Origin of the sequence: Antarctobacter aquimaris, from assembly GCF_900184945.1 — a bacterium.
GTDB lineage: Bacteria > Pseudomonadota > Alphaproteobacteria > Rhodobacterales > Rhodobacteraceae > Maliponia > Maliponia aquimaris.
The window spans coordinates 323,983-345,325 of the sequence record NZ_FXYF01000001.1 but is presented as its reverse complement, the minus strand read 5'-3'; the positions used below and the strand labels follow the sequence as shown (position 1 = coordinate 345,325).

17 protein-coding genes and 1 pseudogene are annotated in these 21,343 nt (G+C 68.1%); 7 read left to right on the top strand and 11 right to left on the bottom strand.

Annotated features, from left to right (window positions below; all coding sequences use genetic code 11):
- Nucleotides 1-21: 21 nt before the first annotated feature.
- Nucleotides 22-657: a sulfotransferase family protein gene (locus MAA8898_RS01575; RefSeq protein WP_094019200.1), complete on the bottom strand. Its 636-nt coding sequence runs from the start codon at nt 655-657 to the stop codon at nt 22-24.
- Between the two features lie 48 nt (nt 658-705).
- Here MAA8898_RS01575 and MAA8898_RS01570 point away from each other — a divergent pair, with 48 nt between their 5' ends.
- Nucleotides 706-1,686, top strand: coding sequence for a LysR family transcriptional regulator (locus tag MAA8898_RS01570; RefSeq protein WP_141194764.1), 981 nt, complete (start codon nt 706-708; stop codon nt 1,684-1,686).
- A gap of 299 nt (nt 1,687-1,985) precedes the next feature.
- Nucleotides 1,986-2,804: a DUF2189 domain-containing protein gene (locus MAA8898_RS01565; RefSeq protein ID WP_094019198.1), complete on the top strand. Its 819-nt coding sequence runs from the start codon at nt 1,986-1,988 to the stop codon at nt 2,802-2,804.
- A gap of 119 nt (nt 2,805-2,923) precedes the next feature.
- Here the strand turns inward: MAA8898_RS01565 and MAA8898_RS01560 are convergent, their stop codons facing one another.
- Nucleotides 2,924-4,012: an aromatic ring-hydroxylating oxygenase subunit alpha gene (locus tag MAA8898_RS01560; RefSeq protein WP_094019197.1), complete on the bottom strand. Its 1,089-nt coding sequence runs from the start codon at nt 4,010-4,012 to the stop codon at nt 2,924-2,926.
- On the bottom strand, nt 4,009-4,896 hold the full coding sequence (locus MAA8898_RS01555) for a MurR/RpiR family transcriptional regulator (protein WP_094019196.1): 888 nt from the start codon (nt 4,894-4,896) through the stop codon (nt 4,009-4,011). The genes MAA8898_RS01560 and MAA8898_RS01555 overlap by 4 nt, the downstream gene beginning before the upstream one ends.
- 78 nt (nt 4,897-4,974) lie before the next feature.
- Here MAA8898_RS01555 and MAA8898_RS01550 point away from each other — a divergent pair, with 78 nt between their 5' ends.
- From MAA8898_RS01550 to MAA8898_RS01530, 5 genes and pseudogenes are all read left to right on the top strand, one after another.
- Entirely contained in the window at nt 4,975-7,461 is a 2,487-nt protein-coding gene (locus MAA8898_RS01550) for an FAD-dependent oxidoreductase (RefSeq protein WP_094019195.1), read from the top strand.
- Nucleotides 7,462-7,475: 14 nt separating this feature from the next.
- Nucleotides 7,476-8,541 (top strand): annotated as a pseudogene (locus MAA8898_RS01545) (alcohol dehydrogenase family protein).
- A gap of 16 nt (nt 8,542-8,557) precedes the next feature.
- Nucleotides 8,558-9,664 carry a mandelate racemase/muconate lactonizing enzyme family protein gene (locus tag MAA8898_RS01540; RefSeq protein WP_094019194.1) on the top strand — a complete coding sequence of 369 codons (1,107 nt, stop codon included), beginning with the start codon at nt 8,558-8,560 and terminating at the stop codon, nt 9,662-9,664.
- Nucleotides 9,661-10,764 (top strand): mandelate racemase/muconate lactonizing enzyme family protein, encoded by a 1,104-nt coding sequence (locus tag MAA8898_RS01535; RefSeq protein ID WP_094019193.1) that lies wholly within the window; start codon nt 9,661-9,663, stop codon nt 10,762-10,764. Before MAA8898_RS01540 ends, MAA8898_RS01535 begins: the two co-directional genes overlap by 4 nt.
- A gap of 4 nt (nt 10,765-10,768) precedes the next feature.
- Nucleotides 10,769-12,046, top strand: a complete 1,278-nt coding sequence (locus tag MAA8898_RS01530; RefSeq protein ID WP_094019192.1) for an aspartate aminotransferase family protein — start codon at nt 10,769-10,771, stop codon at nt 12,044-12,046.
- Nucleotides 12,047-12,049: 3 nt separating this feature from the next.
- On the opposite strand, the gene MAA8898_RS01525 is transcribed toward MAA8898_RS01530, so the two are convergent.
- The 8 genes from MAA8898_RS01525 to MAA8898_RS01490 all read right to left on the bottom strand — a co-directional run bounded on the left by MAA8898_RS01525 (nt 12,050) and on the right by MAA8898_RS01490 (nt 21,318).
- Complete coding sequence (locus tag MAA8898_RS01525) at nt 12,050-12,580, bottom strand: peroxiredoxin (protein ID WP_094019191.1); 531 nt, start codon at nt 12,578-12,580, stop codon at nt 12,050-12,052.
- Nucleotides 12,581-12,656: 76 nt separating this feature from the next.
- Nucleotides 12,657-14,078, bottom strand: a complete 1,422-nt coding sequence (locus MAA8898_RS01520) for an amidohydrolase (RefSeq protein WP_094019190.1) — start codon at nt 14,076-14,078, stop codon at nt 12,657-12,659.
- Between the two features lie 15 nt (nt 14,079-14,093).
- Nucleotides 14,094-15,734 (bottom strand): gamma-glutamyltransferase, encoded by a 1,641-nt coding sequence (locus MAA8898_RS01515; protein ID WP_094019189.1) that lies wholly within the window; start codon nt 15,732-15,734, stop codon nt 14,094-14,096.
- Nucleotides 15,731-16,732: an ABC transporter ATP-binding protein gene (locus MAA8898_RS01510; RefSeq protein WP_094019188.1), complete on the bottom strand. Its 1,002-nt coding sequence runs from the start codon at nt 16,730-16,732 to the stop codon at nt 15,731-15,733. The genes MAA8898_RS01515 and MAA8898_RS01510 overlap by 4 nt, the downstream gene beginning before the upstream one ends.
- The gene (locus MAA8898_RS01505; RefSeq protein ID WP_094019187.1) at nt 16,729-17,703 is read right to left on the bottom strand and encodes an ABC transporter ATP-binding protein; all 975 of its coding nucleotides are present in this window, start codon (nt 17,701-17,703) and stop codon (nt 16,729-16,731) included. Before MAA8898_RS01505 ends, MAA8898_RS01510 begins: the two co-directional genes overlap by 4 nt.
- Nucleotides 17,700-18,584, bottom strand: coding sequence for an ABC transporter permease (locus MAA8898_RS01500; protein ID WP_094019186.1), 885 nt, complete (start codon nt 18,582-18,584; stop codon nt 17,700-17,702). The genes MAA8898_RS01505 and MAA8898_RS01500 overlap by 4 nt, the downstream gene beginning before the upstream one ends.
- The gene (locus tag MAA8898_RS01495; RefSeq protein ID WP_094019185.1) at nt 18,581-19,558 is read right to left on the bottom strand and encodes an ABC transporter permease; all 978 of its coding nucleotides are present in this window, start codon (nt 19,556-19,558) and stop codon (nt 18,581-18,583) included. Before MAA8898_RS01495 ends, MAA8898_RS01500 begins: the two co-directional genes overlap by 4 nt.
- A 146-nt stretch (nt 19,559-19,704) precedes the next feature.
- Nucleotides 19,705-21,318, bottom strand: a complete 1,614-nt coding sequence (locus MAA8898_RS01490; RefSeq protein WP_094019184.1) for an ABC transporter substrate-binding protein — start codon at nt 21,316-21,318, stop codon at nt 19,705-19,707.
- Nucleotides 21,319-21,343 lie beyond the last annotated feature (25 nt).

The window sequence follows — 21,343 nt, the reverse complement described above, 5'->3', positions numbered from 1 at the left end:
TCCCGTGGATGTCGCCTGTGATCAGGCAGTGGCCGGTTCGCCCCCGAACAGGGCCCAGAATTCCGCGCGGGCATTGCTGCGCGGGAAATTGCCCGACGGGACGGGCACGCCAAGGAACCGGCACAGCGGCTCCCAGCCATCGGCAGGCGTGAACACCAGCAACCTGTCTGCCGGGATCGTGTCGCGCACCTTTTCGTTGTTGCGCCGGTAGGCGGCGATGGCAGCGTCGCGGTCGGTGCCGCCGACCAGGTCCTGCACGAGGATCTGGTCCATCGTTTCGAAGATTGCGGCGATCGGCGGAGGCAGGTCGATCTGCCCACGATGCCGCCAGAACTTGTTGATCGTGGCCGAGTAGCTTTGCCACCAGTCCTCGACCGGGCGCTCGGTATGAATGACCTTGGCCTCCGGAAAGGCGATCGAGAGTTCGTGCCAGACCGCGGCGCCAGGGAAATCCACCTGCGCCTGGTATCCTGCAAAGACCTCGGCCCAGTCGACCTCCTCGCCCGCCGCATGGGCCTGCCAATGTGCTGGCTGGGCCGGATTCCCCATGACCTCGACCATGTGATGACAGGGACCGAAGCCGAGCTGTTCCAGCGCGATCTTCGTCGACATGGTGCCGGTCCGTCCAAAACCTGATCCGATGACTTTCAAGGACATGACGTTTCTCCTGTGCTGCTGTTCGTCGTTGTCGTGATGGGTTAGAGTGTGAACAGAATTCACCACAATCAAAGCGAAACGATTTCATGCATCATGAGTGAAATTCAGCTGCACCGCCTCGACCTCAATCTGCTTGTCACGTTCGAGGTGCTCATGGACGAGGGCAGCGTCGCCCGCGCGGCCGAGAAACTCGGCAAGACGCCCTCGGCAGTCAGTCATGCGCTGGCGCGACTCCGCGAACAGGTGGGCGATCCGCTGATGGTCAAGGTCGGTGGCAAGATGCAGCCGAGTCCCTTTGCCCTCACCCTGATCGAGGAGGTGCGCCCGATCCTGCGCAGCATCCAGCGCGTGGTGGCGCCGCCGAAAACTTTCGACCCGGCGACCAGCACACGCACGTTCCGGATCGCCGTGCCGGCAATCCCCAGCCTGATCAACGCGGTGTTTGCCCGCCTCTCCGAAGATGCGCCGGGGGTCTCTCTCGAATGGGTGGGACTGGGCCCGCATGTCTACGCCGCGGTCGCCGACGAACGGATCGACCTGGGGTTTCTCGGCGCGGACAAGCAATTGCCTGAGGGGTTGGTAGAGCACGTCATGCCGCCCTTGACGCGCTACACCTTCATGCGGCGTGGCCACCCCGCGCTCGGGAACTGGGGCAAGAAGGCCTGGCTTGATTGGCCGCATGTCGTCGTGGGCCTGTCGGACGCCGCCCGCCAGACCGTCGAGGACAGCATCAAGCGCGACGGCCTGAATCGTCGCATTGGCGCGCACATCCCGGAGTTCTCGGGCATCGGCCCTCTCCTGTCGGGCTCGAACATGCTGGCGACGAACTTGAAACCCTTTCTCGGCGCCGATATCACGACCTACGGCCTTGTCTGGCGCCCTCCACCCGTCGATCTGCCGACGATCACGTTCCGCTTCTTCTGGAGCGCACGCCTGACGGCAGACCCGGGCAACAGATGGCTGCGGGAGATCGTCATCGGCGCCTTCGAGGCGCTCTGCGACGATGCCAAGGGCCTCCATGACGGCTGACGACGGGGCCCAGGACGGCTGGACGTCTCTTGGTCCCGGGATTACCGGACCGGCCCGAAACGGGGCTGCGGCAAGTCGGGGACCGGGCAGCCACACCGGGGCACCTGTCGGCCCTTTGTTCATCGCGCAACGTTTTCAGCGATCGGATGACGGCGTTGCGGGACTGGGCCGGCGTACTCGCGCCTTGTCCTTGTGCCCCACCTGATGCAAGCTGGTTGGCGCAGGAGGGATGTCCGTTTCACCGTTCGCTCCGTTGGAAAATGGTCCCGCGCGCGTCCATGACTTGGGAGGACTGTGTCATGACATCCAGGGCGTCGGGGCCCAAACCACCGGACAAGCTGACGCCGCCGCAGGGGGCGTCGCCCAAGGTCAACAGGGTGACTGCGGACGATATCACCGCGTCGCTGAAGGCCGGGTTCTCCGATTTCATGGCGCGCCCTGTCATGAGCGGCTTTTTCGGCCTGTTCTACGCGGTGTTCGGTCTCCTGCTTGTTTGGGGCGCGGTCTGGCTGGGCGCGATCTGGATGATCTTTCCGGCCGCTTTGGGCTTTCCGCTGGTCGCGCCTTTCGCCGCTGCCGGGCTATACGAAATGTCCCGCCGGTTGCAGCACGGAGAGCGTTTCGGCTGGTCCGAAATCCTCACCGTCATGGCCAATCAACGCAAGCGCGAGATGGGCTGGATGGCCTTTGTCACCCTGTTCGTCTTGTGGATATGGTTTTACCAGTTCCGGACCGTGCTGGTGATCGTCCTGAAGGATTCGTCCTTTTCTGACCTGGACGGGTTCCTGAACACGGTCTTCTTTACGCCGGAGGGCTGGACCTTTCTGGCCATCGGCACCTGCGTCGGCGCGCTGCTGTCCTTGGTTCTGTTCTCTGTCACCGTCGTCGCCATGCCGTTGCTGCTGGACCGGGACGTCGATTTCGTGACCGCCATGATTACCTCGGTGCGCGTTGTCACGGAAAACCCGGTGGTGATGATCACCTGGGCGGCGGTCATCTCACTCACCATGCTGGTGTCGCTGGTGCCGGCGTTCCTGGGCCTGATCTTCACCCTGCCGATCCTGGGCCACGCCACATGGCACCTCTACCAGCGGGCTGTGGCACCGGCGAAGGGGTGATCCATCGAACCATGCCCTGAGCGTTTCTCAACCGAAGGCATGAAACCCCGGGCTATGGTCCGGATGTCCCGACGCCGGGCTCTTGTACGGCGTGTGCTTTTCGCCAAGACCGCCGCCGCTCAGCCGTCCACGGCGTCGCGCATCCAGCGCTGCAAATGCAGGATCGAATGTTCCGAATTCACGCCGCAAGCCGGGTCGATCACCAGCGGGCCGGGCACGTAGCCGCGTGAGCCTAGCCCGCGCTGCACCGATTCCACCAGCCGTATGTCTTCCTCGACCGTGGTGGCACGGTCCTGGATCGCCATGCGCCGCACTGTCTCGTTGTCCTGCCCATCGACGGAATACCAGCCGCGCCAGACCACCACGCGCCCCGCATCCACCGCCCGCCAGTGGTAGGTGTTCAGCAGGTTGCCCGGGTAGACCTGGAACGAAAACATCGGCCAGAGGAACCATGACGAATAGCGGTCGTTGTTCGGATAGCCGCTGGCGATGTCGTAGGTCATCCGGCTGAGGTCATTGCACTCGGTCGTGTGGCGCAGGCAGTAGCCCTGGGGCTGGATGTCGTAGGTTTCGGGACGGATCACGCCGGTGGAAAAGGTCGGGTGGTTCAGGCTGCAATGGTAACATTCCGAATAGTTCTCGACCGAGACCTTCCAGTTGCAGGCCTCGGGGATCTCGACCCATTCCAGCGGCTTCAGCGTGGCCCAGTGCGGCACAAACTGCTCCAGTTCGCCGCGCACCCTGGGGAACCAGTCGTCCATCGGCGCGGCATCGCGGTCGAGGTTGACGAAGACAAAGCCCAGAAAGACCTCGGTCCGCACCTCGGTCAGGCAGATCGTCTTGCGGTCGAAGCCCGGCACGGCCTTGGTGTTCGGCCCGGCGCGCAGGGCGCCGGTCAGCTCGTAGGTCCAGGCGTGGTAGGGGCAGACCACCACCCGCGTCGAGCCCGCCCCCTGCACCAGCTGGTGCGCGCGATGCTGGCAGACGTTGTAGAAGGTGCGGATGACGCCATCCTGCCCCTTGATGCAGAACAGGCTTTCGCCGACGAGATCGAAGGCAAAGTAGTCGCCGGGGTTTTCCAGCTGGCTGGCGTGGCCGGCGAACTGCCAGGTCCGGGACAACAGACCCGCCTTCTCGATCTCGAAGACCTGCGGATCGGTGTAGTAGCGCGCGGCAAGTGAGCGGACGGGAGCGGGATGCACGGTCATTCGGGATCGTCCATGTAGAGGCCGAACTGGTGGCGGCGGCGGTGAAAGCGGTCGACGCGGTCAACGATCTCTTCGCTGGCGACCGCGATGACGAAACTCAGCAGGGTTTCCAGGACGGCGATGGTCGCCACGGAGGACGGGAAGAACTGCGGCGTGTCGGCGGCCACGACGAACCCGTGCTGTGCGGCGCGGATGATCGGGCTGGCCGGGCTGTCGGACAGGGCGATCACGGTCAGCCCCTGGTCACGCGCGACGCGCACCGCCTCGACCACCTCGGTGCGGTAGGGGCGGCAGGTCATGGCGATCAGCACGTCGCGACCATCGGCCCAGGCCAGGTCGTCGATGGCGGTGGACCCCTGCGCCGGGATCGTGTGGAAATCCGTCATGCCGGTGGAGGCGAGGTAGGTGAAGTTGCGCGCGTTGGCGCTGTTCACCCCGACCCCCAGCACGTAGACCTTGCGCGAGGCCCAGACCGCCTCGGCCGCCGCCTTCAATGCATCGGCCTCGATCCCGGCAAAAGTGTCCTCCAGGTTGCGCATCGCCGCCTCGGCCATGTCGGCATAGAGCCCGCCCAGGTCGCCCGATTTGCGGATGTCCTGCAACCAACGGGCGCGGTCGGGAAAGCTGACGCCGCCTTGCCTTATCGCCTCGCGGAAGGGGGCGCGGAAATCCTCGTAGCCGTCAAAGCCCACCTGGCGGGCCATGCGGACAAAGGTGTTGGGCTTCACGTTCGCCGCCTCGGCAATCTCGCGCACGGTCGAGACGCCCACGTCCTGAGGGTTTTCCAGCACGTAGCGCGCCGCCTTCTGCGCCTCGGGCGTCAGCGCGTCCCATTCGGACCGCAGGCGGCCCAGGACCGCATATGAAACATCTGTGCCATTCATGATTGACAGTGGTACATCTGTCCTCTTAGCCTGTCGAGCAGAAATCCTCTCCCCTGCCCGCTTCGCAAAGGAACGTACATGACCGGCAAGGCCTTTCCCGACCACGCGCGCGTGGTCATCGTCGGCGGTGGTGTCATGGGCGTCGGCATGGCCTATCACCTGGGGCACGAGGGCTGGGGCCCGGAGACCGTGCTGCTGGAAAAGGCCGAGCTGACCTCGGGCAGCACCTGGCACGCGGCGGGGCAGATCACCCATTCCACCTCCAGCTTCAGCCTGGGCAAATGCGTCGACTACAACATCGGGCTTTATTCCGGCGGGCTGGAGCGGGAGACCGGGCAGGCGGTCACTTGGCACGGCTGCGGGTCGTTCCGGCTGGCCTATACCCCGGACGAGATGGACTGGCTGCGCCACACCCTGTCGGTGGGCCGCGCGCTGAAATTCAACATGGAGCTGGTCGGCCCGGACCGCATCGCCCAACTGCACCCCTTCTACAACCTCGACGGCGTGTTGGGCGGGCTGCACACGCCGGATGACGGCCATGTCGACCCGACCAACGTCACCATGGCGCTGGCGGCGGGGGCGCGGGCCAAAGGCGTGCGAATCTTCCGCCGCTGCCGCGCGACAAACATCACCCAGGCGCCCTCGGGCGCATGGATCGTCGAGACCGAGCAGGGCACGATCACCTGCGAGCATGTGGTGAACGCTGGCGGCACCTATGCGCGGCAGATGGGCGAATGGTCCGGCCTGCAGCTGCCGATGACCTCGATGACGCACCACTACTTTGTCACCGAACCGGTGCCGCAGTTCCAGGACCTCGACCGCGAACTGCCGGTGATCCGCGATGACCGCAAGGTGTCCGGCTACATCCGGATGGAGCAGAAGCGCGGGCTGATCGGCATCTATGAAAAGACCAACCCCAACACCGTGTGGGAGGATCACTGCCCCTGGGAGGCCGAGAACGAGCTGTTCGACGCCGACTATGACCGCGTGATGCCCTGGCTGGAGGAGGCGATGGTGCGGATGCCAGTCTTTGCCGACCTCGGCATCCAGCGCGAGGTGCACGGCGCGATCAGCCACCCGCCGGACGGCAACCCGCTGATCGGCCCGGCGCCGGGGGTGTCCAACTACTGGTGCTGCTGCGGCACGCAGATCGGCATCGGCTGGGGGCCGGGCCTGACCCGCGAACTGGCGCGCTGGATGGTCCACGGCGCGGCCGACATCAACATGCGCGACTACGACCCGCGCCGCTTTGGTGGCTATGCCACCAGGGACTGGCAGGTGGTGAAGGCCAAGGAGGATTACTGCCTGCGGCACGAGATCCCCTTTCCGCATCTGAACCGCTTGGCCGGGCGGCCGGTCAAACCCTCGCCGCTGCACGAGATCCTGAAGGCAAAGGGCGCGGTGCACGAAGAGGTCTACGGCTTTGAGCGGCCGCGCTTCTTTGCCCGCGAGGGTGTGGAGCAGCGCGACCACTACGGGTTTCGCCGCACGGCAGTGCATGACCTTGTCGGCGCCGAGGTGCGCGCAGTGCGCGAGCGGGTGGGCGTGATGGATGTCACCGGCTTTGCCAAGGTGCTGGTCGAGGGGCCGGGGGCCTATGCCTTGCTCGACGGGCTGACGGCGAACCGGATGCCGCAAAGGGTGGGGGCGATCACCCTGACCCACATGCTGAACCGGCGCGGCCGGATCGAGCTGGAATGCACCGTGGTCCGGATGGCCGAGGACCGGTATTACCTGGTCTGCGCGGCCTTCTTCGAACAGCGCCTGCTGGACAACCTGCGCGCGGCCAAATTCCTCGGAGAGGAATTTGCAAATCTCTTCGCAAGAGATTTGGTCCGCATCACTCCGCTGTCGGACACATGGGGGGCGCTTGCGCTGAACGGACCGCGCGCACGCGACGTGCTCGCGGCGGTCACCGATGCCCGGCTGGACAATGCCGCGTTCCGCTGGTTGTCCGCGCAGGAGATCACCGTGGCGGGGCATAAGGTCTGGGCGCTGCGGTTGTCCTACGCCGGGGAACTGGGGTGGGAGTTGCACATGCCCTTTGCCGCCATGGTCGACGTCTACTCGGCGCTGATGGCGGCGGGCGCGGTGCACGGCATCGCCGACTACGGCAGCTTTGCGATGAACGTTCTGCGGATGGAAAAGGGCTTCAAGGGCGCGTCGGAGCTGACCAACGAGGTCACGCTGGCCGAAGCGGACGTGACGCGCTTTGCCCGCCCCGACAAGGACTACCTCGGCAAGGCCCACACCCAGAACAGCGATCTGCCCTGGGTCTGCGCCTACCTCGAGATCGACCCCGACGGCGACGCGGATGGCCACGGCGGCGAGGCGGTGCTGATAGATGGGCGCGTGGTCGGCTCCACCTCCTCGGTGGTCTACGGTCACACGGTCGGCACGGGGTTGGCCTTTGCCTACCTGAAACCCGGTGCCGCCGCCCCCGGCACCGCGCTCCAGGTGGTGATCCTGGGCCAGCCGCGCGACGCCCGCGTGCTGGGCGCGCCGGCCTACGATCCCGACAGCCTGAAACCCCGGACCGACGCCCCGATGGAGACAACGCCATGACCCTGCCCGACACGATGCGCGCCATGGTCACGATGGGCCACGGCGACATGGACCAGCTTGTCTTCCGCACCGACTGGCCGCGCCCCGACCCCGCCCCGGGCGAGGTGCTGGTCCGCGTCCTCGCCTGCGGGCTGAACAACACCGACATCAACACGCGCACCGGTTGGTATTCCAAGACGGTCACCAGCGCCACCACCGGCGGCATCTATGACAAGGTCGGTCAGGAGGACCCCGCCTGGGGCGGCGCGCCCATCGCCTTTCCGCGCATCCAGGGCGCGGACGCCTGCGGCGAGATCGTCGCCGTGGGCGACGGCGTGGACCCCGCGCGCATCGGCCAGCGCGTCATCACCGACAACTGGCTGCGCGACCCGCAGGCTCCCTTGGACAAGTCCAAGGCAGGCTACTTTGGCTCCGAGCGGGACGGCGGCTTTGCCGAGTACACCACGATGCCGTCGCAGAACGCGCTGGCCATCGACTCGCCCCTGTCGGATGCCGAACTGGCCACCTTCTCCTGCTCCTACTCCACCGCCGAGGGCATGCTGACCCGCGCGCATGTCGACACCTCGGACACCGTGCTGGTGCCCGGCGCCTCGGGCGGGGTGGGCGGCGCGCTGGTGCAGCTGGCCAAGCGGCGCGGCGCGCGGGTGATCGCGCTGGCCTCCGAGCCTAAGCACGCCGATGTGACGGCTCTGGGGGCCGACCGCGTCCTGCCCCGCGCACCGGACAACCTGCGGGCCGCGCTAGGCGATGACCGGATCACCGTCGTTGCCGATGTGGTCGGCGGCCCCTACTGGTCGACCCTGATCGACGTGCTGGAGCGCGGCGGGCGCTACACCTGTTCCGGCGCCATCGCCGGGCCGATGGTCGAGCTGGACCTGCGCACGCTCTACCTGCGCGACCTGACCTTCACCGGCTCCACCGTGATCGGACCCCGAGGTGATGCCCAACCTGATCCGCTACATCGAAGACGGAGAGATCAGGCCCGCGCTGGCCGCGACCTACCCGCTGGAAGAGTTGCGCGCCGCGCAGACCGCCTTTGTCGCCAAGCGACACACCGGCAACATCGTCGTGCTGCCGTGACCCCGACAGGCGCGCGATGAAAATCACCCGCATCCGCCTCTACCGCACCGGCCTGCCTTACGTCGGCGGCGCCTACCGCTGGGGTGCGGGCAACGTCATCGAGACGGCGCAGGCCAGCGTCGTGGTGATCGACACCGATGCGGGGCTGCAAGGCTGCGGCGAGTTCACGCCCTGCGGTGAAAATTACATGGTCGCCCATTCCGAGGGGGTCGCCGCTCTGGCCCGGCTGGTCGCGCCACGCCTGCTGGGCGAGGACCCGCGCCAGCTGGCCTGGATCGAGGGTCTCATGGACGCCACCGTGCAGGGCCACGGCTATGCCAAGGCACCGTTTGACGCCGCCTGCTGGGACATCCTCGGCCAGGCCTGCGGGCAACCTATCTGGGTGCTGATGGGCGGCAAGCTGACCGATGGCGCACCGATGTACCGCGTCGCGCCGCAAAAGCCGGTCAAGGAGACCGAGGCGGAAATGCGCGGCTACCGCGCGCAGGGCTACCGGCAGTTCCAGATCAAGGTGGGCGCCGACTGGTCTGGCGACATCGACCGCATCCATGCCGGGGTGGCCCTGCTGGAGCCGGGCGAAAAGGCCATGGCCGACGCCAACCAGGGCTGGCGGGTGGACAACGCGATCCGCGTGGCGCGGGCAACGCGGGCGCTCGACTACATCCTGGAACAGCCCTGCCGCACCTACGAGGAGTGCCAGCAGGTGCGCCGGGTGGCCGAACAGCCGATGAAGCTGGACGAATGCGTGACCGGCATGTTGGCCGCGCAGCGCATCGTGGCCGACCGGGGGGCCGAGATCTGCTGTCTCAAGATCTCCAACCTCGGCGGCCTGTCCAAGGCGCGACGGGTGCGCGACTTTCTCATCGACAACCGCATCCCGGTGGTCTCCGAGGACAGTTGGGGCGGCGAGATCGCCTCGGCCGCCGTCGCGCATTTCGCCGCCTCCACACCGGCCGAGTACCTTCAGAACACCACCGACCTGATGAACTACAACACCCGTTCGACGGGCCTTGGCGGTCCCATGGCGCGGGAGGGTCGCCTGTACGCCACCGATACGCCCGGCCTGGGCGTCACACCCGATTTCGACAGCCTTGGCCCCGCGATTGCAGAGTATGGCGCATGAAGATCACCCGCCTCAGCCTGTGGCACGTCCCGCTGACCAGCCACGCCGCCTACTACATGGCCGAAGGCAAGACCTGCGACACGGTGGAAACCGTGGTCCTCGCGCTGGACACCGACAGCGGCCTGACCGGCTGGGGCGAGGTCTGCCCGATCCCGCACTACCTGCCCGCCTACGCGCGCGGCGTCGCCCCCGCACTGGCCGACCTGGCCCCGGTCCTGCTGGGGGCGGACCCGGTGGGGCCGGAGGCGCTGATGGCCCGCGCCGACGCCTATCTGCCCGGTCATGTCTACGCGAAGTCCGCGCTGGACATTGCCCTGTGGGACCTCTGCGGGCAGGTCGCGGGGCTGCCGCTTTATGCGCTTCTTGGCGGACGCAGGCAGGCGGATATGCCGCTGTACCACTCCATCACCTGCGTCGCCCCGGAGGAAATGGCGCGCATCGCGCGAGAGGCGCAGGCCGAGGGCATCACCCAGTTCCAGGTCAAGCTGGGCGCCTCGGGCGACTGGCAGACGGACGTGGAGCGCCTGACAAGGGTGCGCGAAACAGTCGGCCCCGGACCGCTGGTCTACGGCGACTGGAACTGCGGCGCCACCAGCCTGGCGGCGACACGGGTGGGTCGCGCCGTGGCGCACCTGGACATCATGCTGGAACAGCCCTGCGCCACGCTGGCCGATTGCGCCCGTGTCCGCGCCGCCACCGGCCTGCCGATGAAGCTGGACGAGCTGGTGCATGACACCGCCAGCCTGCTGGAGGCGCACCGACTGGGCATCATGGACGCGCTGGCGTTGAAGCTGTCCAAGTTCGGCGGGCTGTCGCCGTTGCGCCGGGCGCGCGACCTCTGCCTGCACCTTGGCCCGCAGATGTGCATCGAATGCACCTGGGGGTCGGACATCGTCACCGCCGCCGCCCTGCACCTGGGGGCCGCGACCGACCCGGCCCGCCTGCTGAACGTCTGCGACCTGTCGGGCTATGTCGCCCCCCGCCTTGCGCCCGAGGCGCCGACCCGCCGCAACGGCCGCATCGCCCCGCCCGAAGGCCCCGGCCTGGGCATCATCCCCGACCGCGCGGCACTGGGCGCGCCCGACCTGACCCTGGAGTGAGACGATGAACAGACTGCACAGCCAGGCCGAATGGATCGCCCGCGCCCGCGCCGTGCTGCCCGCTGGCGGCTTTGGCAACTTCGATCCCGGCATCGTCATCGCACGCGGCCAGGGATCGCGCGTCTGGGATGAGGACGGCACCGAGTATGTCGACTACCTGATCGGCTCCGGTCCCATGCTGCTGGGCCACGGCCACCCCGAGGTCATGGAAGCGGTGCTGGAACAGCTGCCCCTTGGCATGACCTTTTTCGCCAACAACGCGCGCGGGATCGAACTGGCGGAGGCGATTGTCGCCGCTGTGCCCTGCTGCGAACAGGTGCGCTTTGTCGCCTCGGGCGGCGAGGCGGACATGTACGCGATGCGCCTTGCCCGCGCCTATACCGGCAAGCCGAAGATCCTGAAGTTCGAAGGCGGCTACCACGGCATGTCCGCCGAGGCGCAGATGAGCCTCGCCCCCGCGCGCGAGGTCAACTTTCCGACCCCTGTCCCCGACAGCGCCGGCATTCCGCAGGGCGTGGCGGACGAAATGCTGATCGCGCCGTTCAACGATCTCGACGCCGTCGCCTCCCTGTTGTCCGAACACGGTGACATCGCCGCCATCATCGTGGAGCCGCTGCAACGGATCATCCCGCCGCGCCCCGGCTACCTGCAAGGCCTGCGCGACCTCTGCACCCGGCACGGCGTGCTGCTGATCTTCGACGAGATCGTGACCGGCTTTCGCCTCGCCTATGGCGGCGCGCAGGAACGCTATGGCGTGGTGCCGGACATCGTCACCCTGGGCAAGATCATCGGCGGCGGCTTTCCCCTCGCCGCGCTGGGCGCATCCACAGAGATCATGGCACATTTCGACAAGGCCTTGGTGGGGGCCGACCGCTGGCTGATGCAGCTGGGCACGCTGTCGGGCAACCCGGTGGCCGCCGTGGCCGGGCTGAAGACCATGGAAGTGCTGCGCCGCCCCGGCCAGTATGACAGGCTGCGCGCCCTGGGCCAGCGGCTGATGGACATGCAGAGCGCCGCGCTGACAGAGGCCGGCATCGCGTACCGCGTCTGCGGCGACCCCACGCTGTTCGATCTGTATTTCACCGACGCCGATCCGGTCGACTACCGCAGCGCGCGGCACCGCGACCCGCAGGCCAGCGCCCTCTGGAACGCCACGCTGCGGGAAAACGGCGTGTTCAAGTCGCCGGGCAAGCTCTACCCCTCGCTCGCCCTGACCGAGGATGACCTGGACCTCACCGAAGCCGCCGTGCGCAAGGCCGCGCAGGCGATTGCCGCGCGCTAGGCGTCACTTCGCCGCGCGCAGGTAGTCCAGCATGGTCTCGGCCCCCGAAACCTTGACCGGGACGCCGGGCGGGTTGTCGCCAAACCCCGGCTCGGCGAACAGCTGCACGATCTGCCGGTCCTCGACCAGCATCGAATAGCGCCAGCTGCGCATCCCCATGCCGGTGGCGGAGCGGTCCACCAGCATCCCCATCTTGCGGGTGAATTCGCCGTTGCCGTCGGGCAGCATCCGCACCTTCTGGATGCCCAGCGCCTTGGCCCACTGGTACATGACAAAGGCATCGTTGACCGACAGGCAGATCACCTCGTCGACCTCCTGTGCCCAGAAATCGTCGTGCAGGCGCTCATACCCGGGCAGATGGCTTTCCGAACAGGCCGGGGTATAGGCGCCGGGCAGGGCAAACAGCACCACGCGGCGTCCGGCAAAGATCTCGTTGCTGGTGACGTCCTTCCATTCGAAGGGGTTGTCGCCTTCCAGTTCGGGGTTGCGCACCCTCGTGTGAAAGACGGCGTCGGGCACGGTCTGCGGGGTCATGCGGGATCTCCTGCGGGGCTGGCTCGACGCCACCATAAACGGCCGGAGCCGGCGGTAAAGCCGTCCTCTGGCGTCCTCAGCCGTCCTCGACCATCACCGGCGGCGTGATCTCGGGCGGGATCGGGCAGGCATAGGGCGTCTCATTGAGGTGCTCGCGGTGGGTCCGCGCCGCCGCCTCGGCCAGCGCGGGGTTCTGCATGACCGCGCGCGCCGTGGCCGCCATGACCTTGGCCGCGTAGACCATGCCCTTGTGCGCGGCGGGCGTCTTGCCCTGCGCCACGGTCTGCCAGGTATGGAACGGCGTGCCCACCGCGCAGGTCGTCACCCGCGCCTGCACCGTCGGCACCGCCCAGCTGACATCGCCCACGTCGGTCGACCCATCGCCGCCCTCGTGCGTGCGATCCAGCGGCGCGATGAAGTCGCACAGCGCCAGCGAGGGGTCCGGCTTCATGCCGATCCGGCGAAAGGTGGCGCGGATCTCCTCCGGGGTCAGCGTCTTCTGTATCTCGCGGGCAAAGGCGCGGTCGTCCTCGTCGAAGGGGACCGGCCCCAGCCGCTCGAGTTCCGCCTGCATCGCCTCTTCCAGCGGGCGGTTGCCCAGCAGGTTCGACACGCCGGAATAGACATGCGAGGTGACGCGCGTTTCGGTCATCAGCGACGCCCCTTCGGCGATCTTGCGCACGCGGGCCACCAGCCCCTGGAGGTCCGGCAGGTGGCGCGCGCGGATCAGCTGGCGCACCGTGGCGCGGGCCTGCACCACGTTGGGCGCGACGCCGCCGGCATCGAGATATGCATAGTGTATACGCGCATCGTCGGGCATGTGCTCGCGCATGTAGTTCACGCCGACGTTCATCAGCTCGACCGCGTCAAGCGCGCTGCGGCCCAGTTCCGGCGCACCCGCCGCATGCGCCGCCTTGCCGTGAAAGGTAAAGTCGATGCGCGTGTTCGCCAGCGACCGCGCCTCGTTCACGGCGGTAAACGTGGCCGGGTGCCAGCTGATCGCGGCGGTCACGTCGTCGAACAGCCCCTCGCGCACCATGTAGGTCTTGGCCGCGCCGCCCTCTTCGGCGGGGCAGCCGTAGTAGCGCACACGGGCCTTGATGCCCGCCGTCTCCAACCAGTCCTTGACCGCCGTCGCCGCCAGCAGGGCCGCCGCGCCCAGCAGGTTGTGGCCGCAGCCGTGGCCGTTGCCGCCCTGCTCCAGCGGCCTGTGCTCGGCGACGCCGGGCGCCTGGCTGAGGCCGGGCAGCGCGTCGTATTCGCCCAGGATGGCGATCACCGGGCCTTCGTCACCCGCCTCTCCCAGGATCGCCGTGGGGATGCCCGCAGGTCCCTCGGTGACGCGAAAGCCCATCTCGTGCAGCGCCTGCCGGTGCTCGGCGACCGAACGGTATTCGCGGTACAGCGTTTCCGGCGTGTCAAAGACCCGGTCGGCCAGGTCGATGAAGCGATCCTTGCGGGCATCGACGAGTTCCCAGAGGGGGTTGGCGTTCTGCATGGGGTTCTCCTTGTTTCAGCCGGCGAGTGCCGCGCCGGAATAGGCAGGGTCGGCGGCGGCCTCACAGGTGCCATCCGCGCGACGGCCCGCCGCCTGCACGATCCCGAGGTGGTCCACCGGCCCGCGCCCGGTAAAGCTGAGCGGCGCGCCTGCTGCGGCCAGCCGCTGTTCCAGCCCGCGTGGGGCATCGACATGGGCGCGCACCGTGTCGCCGACCCAGTTGACGCGCGGCGCGCAGATCGCGTCACGCAGGCCCCGCCCCTCCAGCAGCCCGCAGATCACCGCTGTGACGGCGCCCGGGATCCGCTCGCTGCCCGCGCCGCCCAGCGCGTAGCGCGCCGCGCCGATGTCCAGCAGGCAGGGGCACTGTTCGGTGACGTCGCGCGCGCCGGGGGCGGGAGCCTCGGCCATGCGGTAGGAATGGGCGATCAGGATGCCGGTGTCGGGGTCGGCCACCCGCGCGCCGAAATGCGGGCCGATGGACTGCGTCAGCGCCACGCGCATCCCGTCCCCGTCGATCACCGACAGGTGGGTGGTGTCGCGGTCCTCGGCATGGGACGCACTGAGGCGGCTCACCGCCGCGTGCAGTTCGCGCGGGGTCTCGGCCAGGCCGGGCAGCGGGTCACGCAGACGCGATTCCAGGTCCCCCCAGGGCAGCGGATCGGGCAAGGGGCTGAGCGAGCGCAGGTGCTCGGGTCGCTCCTCGAAGGCGCGCAGGATCGCCAGCAGGTGCGCAAGAGCGGCCTCCAGCAGATCGCCGGTGCGCTGCGCGCTCAGCCCGGCGATGCGCAGCAGCGTATGGCCCCAGCCCTGCCGCCCGATGCTGGTCAGCCGCCAGCCATCGCGGTCCAGCGTCACCGTCTCCCCCTCCGGCGGGTCGGCGGAGAGCAGGTCCTCGGCGGTCCAGAACGCGCCCTTGTCGGCCATGCGCGCGGCAAAGGCCCCGGCATAGTCCGGGTCGGCAAAGGGGTCATGGCCGGTCTCGATCAGGTGATCGAAGAACCCGGCCAGCCCCGGCTGGGCAAAGGTCTCACCCGCCTTGGGCGCGCGGCCGCCGGGCAGGTAGCAGCGCCGTGCGTCCGGGTCGCGCAGCTCGGGCGCGCGCCAGGCCCAGATCCGCGCCAGCTCCGGCGGCACGGCAAACCCCTCCCGCGCAAGGTCCCGCGCGGGACCGACAACATCTCGCAGCGGCAGCCTGCCCGCCTCGGCGCTCAGCCGCAGGATCGCCCGCACCGCGCCGGGAATGGGCAGCGATTGGGCATCGGGCAGGTGGTGCACCCCCTCGGGCAGGGTCGCAGGTGCAAAAGTCGCCCCGTCAATGGCGCGCGCCTCTTGTCCACAACCTGCATACAAGATGTGCGCGCGTCCTGCGGGCGAGGCATTGGGCGGATCGGCCACCATCATGGCCAGCGCCGCCCCTGCCGCCGCATCCGCCGCGTTGCCACCCGCGCGCAACAGGTCGGCCCCGATCCGCGCCGCGTGGGGCGACCCGCAGGCAATGGCAAACCCCGGCCCCGAGGCGTGCAGCGCCTGCCCCGCCGGGCGCGCCGCGGCCAACGCATCAGCGACAGACCCGAAGCCAGGCAGCCCCAGCCACTCGGCGCGGCGCTCTGCCGCCGGAACCTCGCCCAGCAGGATGCGGTGCAGCGCGCTCATGCCACTTCCCCGGTCGCGCGCAGGCAGGCAGCCAGCCGTCCTTCAGGTCCCGGCTTCAACGCGGGCAAACGCTGCGCACACAGGGGCGCGGCCACCGGGCAGCGCGGGTGAAAGGCGCAGCCCGAAGGTGGGTTCAGCGGCGAAGGGATCTCGCCCTTGATCGGGGTGTAGTCCTGCGCGCGGCGGTCCAGACGGGGGGCCTCGTCCAGCAGGACGCGGGTGTAGGGGTGGCGCGGGTCGGAAAACACCTCGTCCGCTGTGCCGATCTCGACCAGCCGGCCCAGGTACATGATCGCCACCCGGTCGGCCACATGCGCCACCGCGCCCAGGTCATGGCTGATGAAGAGGTAGGCAAAGCCGAACTCGGCCCGCAGGTCCTCGAACAGGTTCAGCACCTGCGCCTGGATCGACACGTCGAGCGCAGAGATCGCCTCGTCGCAGACGATCAGGCGCGGCTTCAGCGCCAAAGCCCGCGCGATGCCCACCCGCTGCCGCTGCCCGCCGGAAAACTGGTGCGGATAGCGCGTCATCACGTCCGGCGACAGCCCGACCTTGCCCAGCAGGTCCGCCACGTAATCGCGCCGCTCGGACGCGCGGATCAGTCCGTGCGCCACCGGCGCCTCACCGACGATCTTTTCCACCCGCATCCGCGGATTGAGCGAGGCGAAGGGATCCTGAAAGATCATCTGAACCTGAAGCTGCCAGGCCCGGCGCTGGGCCGGGCTCATGTCCTCCAGCCGCGCGCCCAGGTAGGACAGCGACCCGCCGCTGGGCGACTCGACCCCGGCCACCATGCGCCCCAGCGTGGATTTCCCGCAGCCGGATTCGCCCACCAGCCCCAGCACCTCGCCCGGGGCGATGTCGAAACTCACGCGGTCGACGGCGTGCACGCGGGTCTCGGCGCGGCCCGCGCCGATCAGCCCGGCCATCCGCTCGGCGAAATCGGGGCTGTTGACGTAGGTCTGGCTGATCTCGTGCAGCGACAGGAGCGCCGTCATGCCACGCCCTCCAGCGGGTGATGACAGCGCAGCGCGCGCCCGCCGCCCGTCTCCACCATGCCGGGCACCGTGCCGCAGGCGGCATCCGCATAGGCGCAGCGGGGGGCAAAGGCGCAACCCGTGGGCAGGTTCAGCAGGCTGGGCGTCATGCCCTTGATCGGGTTCAGCCGCTGGCCGCGCGCCGTCGCCGAGGGGATCGAGGAGATCAGACCCCGCGTGTAGGGATGCGCCGGGGCGTCCAGCAGCGCGTCCACCGGCCCGATCTCGACGATCCGTCCAGCATACATCACCGCCACCCGCTGCGCGAGACCGGCCACCACCGTCAGGTCATGGGTGATCCAGATCAGCGCGGTGTCGCGCTCGGCCATCAGCTTTTGCATCTCGTAGAGGATCTGGCTCTGGATCGTCACGTCCAGCGCCGTCGTCGGCTCATCGGCGATGATCAGGTCGGGCTCCAGCATCAGCGCAGCGGCGATCACCACGCGCTGCCGCATCCCGCCCGACATCTCGTGCGGGTAGGCGCGCAGCCTCTCGTCCGGGGCGGGGATGCCCACCTGCGCCAGCGCGTCGCGCGCCATCTCGCGGGCACGCGCCTTGGACACGTCGCGGTGCGCGCGGATCGTCTCGATCAGCTGGGTGTCGACGCGCAGCACCGGGTTCAGCGTCATCATCGGGTCCTGAAAGATCATGGCGATGCGGTCGCCGCGCAGCCGGCGCAGCGCCTCCGGCCCCAGCCCGCGCAGGTCCTGCCCCTTGAGCAGCACCTGACCCGACCGGATCACCCCCGGCGGGTCGATCAGCCCCAGGATGGAAAACCCGGTGATCGTCTTGCCCGAGCCGCTCTCGCCCACCAGCCCCAGCACCTCGCCGGGGCCGACGTCAAACGACACGTCGTTCACCGCCCGCACCGTCCCGGCGCGGGTCTCGAACTCGGTCACCAGGTTCTTGACCGACAGCACCGGCGCGCTCATCGCTGCATCCTCGGGTTCAGGATGTCGCGGACGTGGTCGCCGACGACATTGATGCAGACCAGCGTGATCAGCAGGGCGACGCCCGGGTAGAAGCTGATCCAGTACCGCCCCGACAGCAGGTAATCGAAGCCGTTGGCAATGAGCAGGCCCAGCGACGGTTCGGTGATCGGCACGCCGACACCCAGAAACGAGAGCGAAGCCTCGATGGCGATGGCGTTGGCCACCTGCACCGTGGCGATCACGATCACCGGCGGCAGCACGTTGGGCAGCAGGTGCCCGAACAGGATGCGCCATCCCGGCAGGGCCAATGAGCGCGCCGCCACCACGTAATCCTTGCGGATCTCGACCAGCGCGGCACCCCGCACCGTGCGCGCGAAATAGGCCCATTGCACCAGGATCAGCGCCAGGATCACCTTGTCCACGCCCTTGCCCAGCGCCGCCAGCAAGAGAAGCGCCACCAGCAGCGCCGGAAAGCTCAGCTGGATGTCCACCACCCGCATGATCACCGTCTCGATCCAGCCACCGCGCCAGGCCGCCAGCAGGCCCAGCGTCAGCCCGATCAACACGGCCGATCCCACGGCGATGAAGCTCACCAAAAGCGAGATGCGCAGCCCGTAGATCATGGCCGAGAACATGTCGCGCCCCTGCTCGTCGGTGCCCAGCAGGTAGGTGTTGCCGGCAAAGCCCTCGGTCCCCGGTGGAAGCGATCCGTCCAGGATGTCGATCTGCATCAGGTCATAGGGGTTCTGCGGCGTGACGTAGCCCGCAAAAACAGCCGACAGCACGATGACCAGCAGGCCGATGGCGGCGGCCACCGCGACCGGGCTCTTGAGAAAATCGCCGGCAAAGCGGGCGGCGGGGCTGGCCTCGGCCACGCTCATTTTCCACCCCCCTTCACCCGCACGCGCGGATCCAGCAGCGAATAGGCCACGTCCACGGCAAAGTTGATCATGACAAACAGGAAGACGGTCAGCATCAGGTAGGCGACCACCACGGGCCGGTCCAGCAGCCCGATGGAATCGATCAAGAGCTTGCCGATGCCGGGCCAGGCAAAGACCGTTTCCGTCACCACGGCAAAGGCGATCACGTTGCCGGTCTCCAGCCCCAGCACCGTCACCACCGGGATCAGGATGTTCTTGAGCACATGCACCCCCACCACCCGGGTCGGCGACAGCCCGCGCGCGCGGGCGTATTTCACATAGTCCTGCAAGGCGACTTCGGCAGTCCCCGCCCGCGCCAGCCGGATCACCAGCGACATCTTGTAGATCGCCAGGTTCAGCGCCGGCAGGATCAGGTGGCTCAGCCCGTCCCAGGTCAGGAAACTGACGGGAATGCCGAAGACGTCCACCGTGTCGCCACGCCCGCCGGCGGGCAGCACGCCCCAGAATACGGCAAACAGCATGATCAGCATCAGCCCCTGCCAGAAATTCGGCGTCGAAAAACCCACGACCGAGGCCGCCATGATCACCCGGCTGGACGGCGCGTTGGGCCGCAGCCCCGCCATCATGCCCAGCGGCACGCCCAGCAGCACCGCCAGGATCATCGCCAGGAAGGCCAGCTCCAGCGTTGCCGGCAGCCGCGACAGGATCAGGTCCAGCGCCGGACGGTTGTGCACAAAGGAGGTGCCCAGGTCGCCCTGCACCAGCCCCGACAGGAAATAGCCGAACTGCACGTGGATCGGCTTGTCCAGCCCCAGCCGAGCCATCGCCGCCTCCTGCGCGGCCAGGTCGTCCTCGGGGTTGATCAGCAGGTCCACCGGGTTGCCCACGGTGTAGAGGCCAAAGAACACGATGGTCGCCATGACCGCCATGACGACAAGCGCCTGGCCAAGACGGCGGATCAGATAGGCTGTCATCGGGGCAAACCGGCCTTTCCGGGTTTCTTCTCTGGAAAAATCCCCCGGGGGAGCCCCGGACTTGATCCGGGGCGGGGGCAGCGCCCCCAACCCCGTCGATCATGGACGCGGCAGCCGGGTGAGGGACCCCCGGCCGCCGCCGCCGGTCACTCGATCGGCCGCACCGTGGTCAGCACCGTGTGCTGGTCGGCGCGCGGCAGCATGGTCAGACCGGCCCGCAGCGCCCAGGGTGTCACCTCGAAGTGCAACGGCAGGATCGCCACGTCATCGACCACGATCCGCGACGCCTTGCGCAGCAGTTCGTCGTGCTTGCCCGGCTCGACCGTGGCCAGCGCCTCTTCGATCACCGCATCCAGGTCCGGGTTGGAATAGCGCCCGCGGTTGGTGCCACCCAGGCCCTTGTCCTTGTCCTGCGAGGCGACCAGCGCCCGCAGCGGCGAGGCCATGCCCGCCCCCGACGCGCCCCAGCCCGCCAGGTAGACCGAGAACTCGTAGGCGTTGCGCCGCGAGAAGAAGACCGAGGCCGTCATCGCGTCGACCTCCGTCTTGATGCCGATGCGGGTCAGCATCTGCGCCACCGCCTGCGCGATCTTGCTGTCGTTGATGTAGCGGTCGTTCGGCGTGCCGATCACCAGGGTAAAGCCGTCGGGATACCCCGCCTCGGCCAGCAGCGCCTTGGCCTTTTCGACATCCGGCTCTTCCAGCGCGATGTCGGGGTCGGTGCCGCGCATGAAGTCGGGCACCAGCTGGCGCGCCGGCACGGCGAGGCCGCCCATGATGCGGTCGACGATGAGCGGCCGGTTGATCGCCAGCGAAATCGCCTGTCGCACGCGCACGTCCTTCAGGGGATTCTTGCCGTCGGTGCCGTCGATCCCGGGCGACGGTTCGCCAACGTGGTCGAAGTGCAGGTAGATCACCCGGCTCGATGGGCCCTGCACGACGTTGACGTTGGGATCGCCGCGCAGCCGCTCGAGATCCTGCACCGGGGGTTTTTCGATCACGTCCACGTCACCCGCCAGCAGCGCCGCGACACGCGCGCCGTCGTTGGTGATCGGGCGGATGGTGATGTCCTCCCAGTGCGGTTTGTCGCCCCAGTAGTCGTCAAAGCGCGCCAGCTTGACGCTTTCGCCGGGGGTGAAGCTGACGAACTTGTACGGCCCGGTGCCGATCGTCGCTGTGCCGTCGTTGTAGGCGTTCGAATCGAGGTAGCTGTCGATGCCCGGGCAGCCCTCGGCGGTGTAGGTCACCGGACCGTCATGGCCATTGGCCGCAGCCGAGACGATGCCGAAGCTGGCGAAATCCGTCAGCAGCAGCGGGTAGGGCGCGGCGGTGGTGATCTGGATCGTCATGTCGTCCGGCGCGGTGATCGTCTCGGCCGACTTGATGAAACCGGCCATGGACGAGGGCGAATTCGGCACGTTCGGAATGCGGCAGGCGGTATACAGCACGTCGCGCGCGGTGAAATCGCCGCCGTCGTGGAACTTGACCCCCGGCCGCAGCTTGAAGGTCCAGGTCAGCCCGTCGTCCGAGGTTTCCCAGCTTTCGGCCAGCTCGGCCACGATGCCCAGGTTCTCGTCCTCGCCGACCAGCGATTCGAACATGTGCTTGCGGGTGGCGTTGTTGGGACCAAGGTTGTGGTACAGCGGATCGACCGAGCTGGGTTCCGAGGCGAAACCGGCGGTCAGCGACTGCGCCGCAAGGGGCTGGGCGGAAATGGCCGTCGCCACCAGCGCCGCAAGGGCGGTGGACATCTGTTTCATGGATTATGCTCCCTGTTGATGCTGC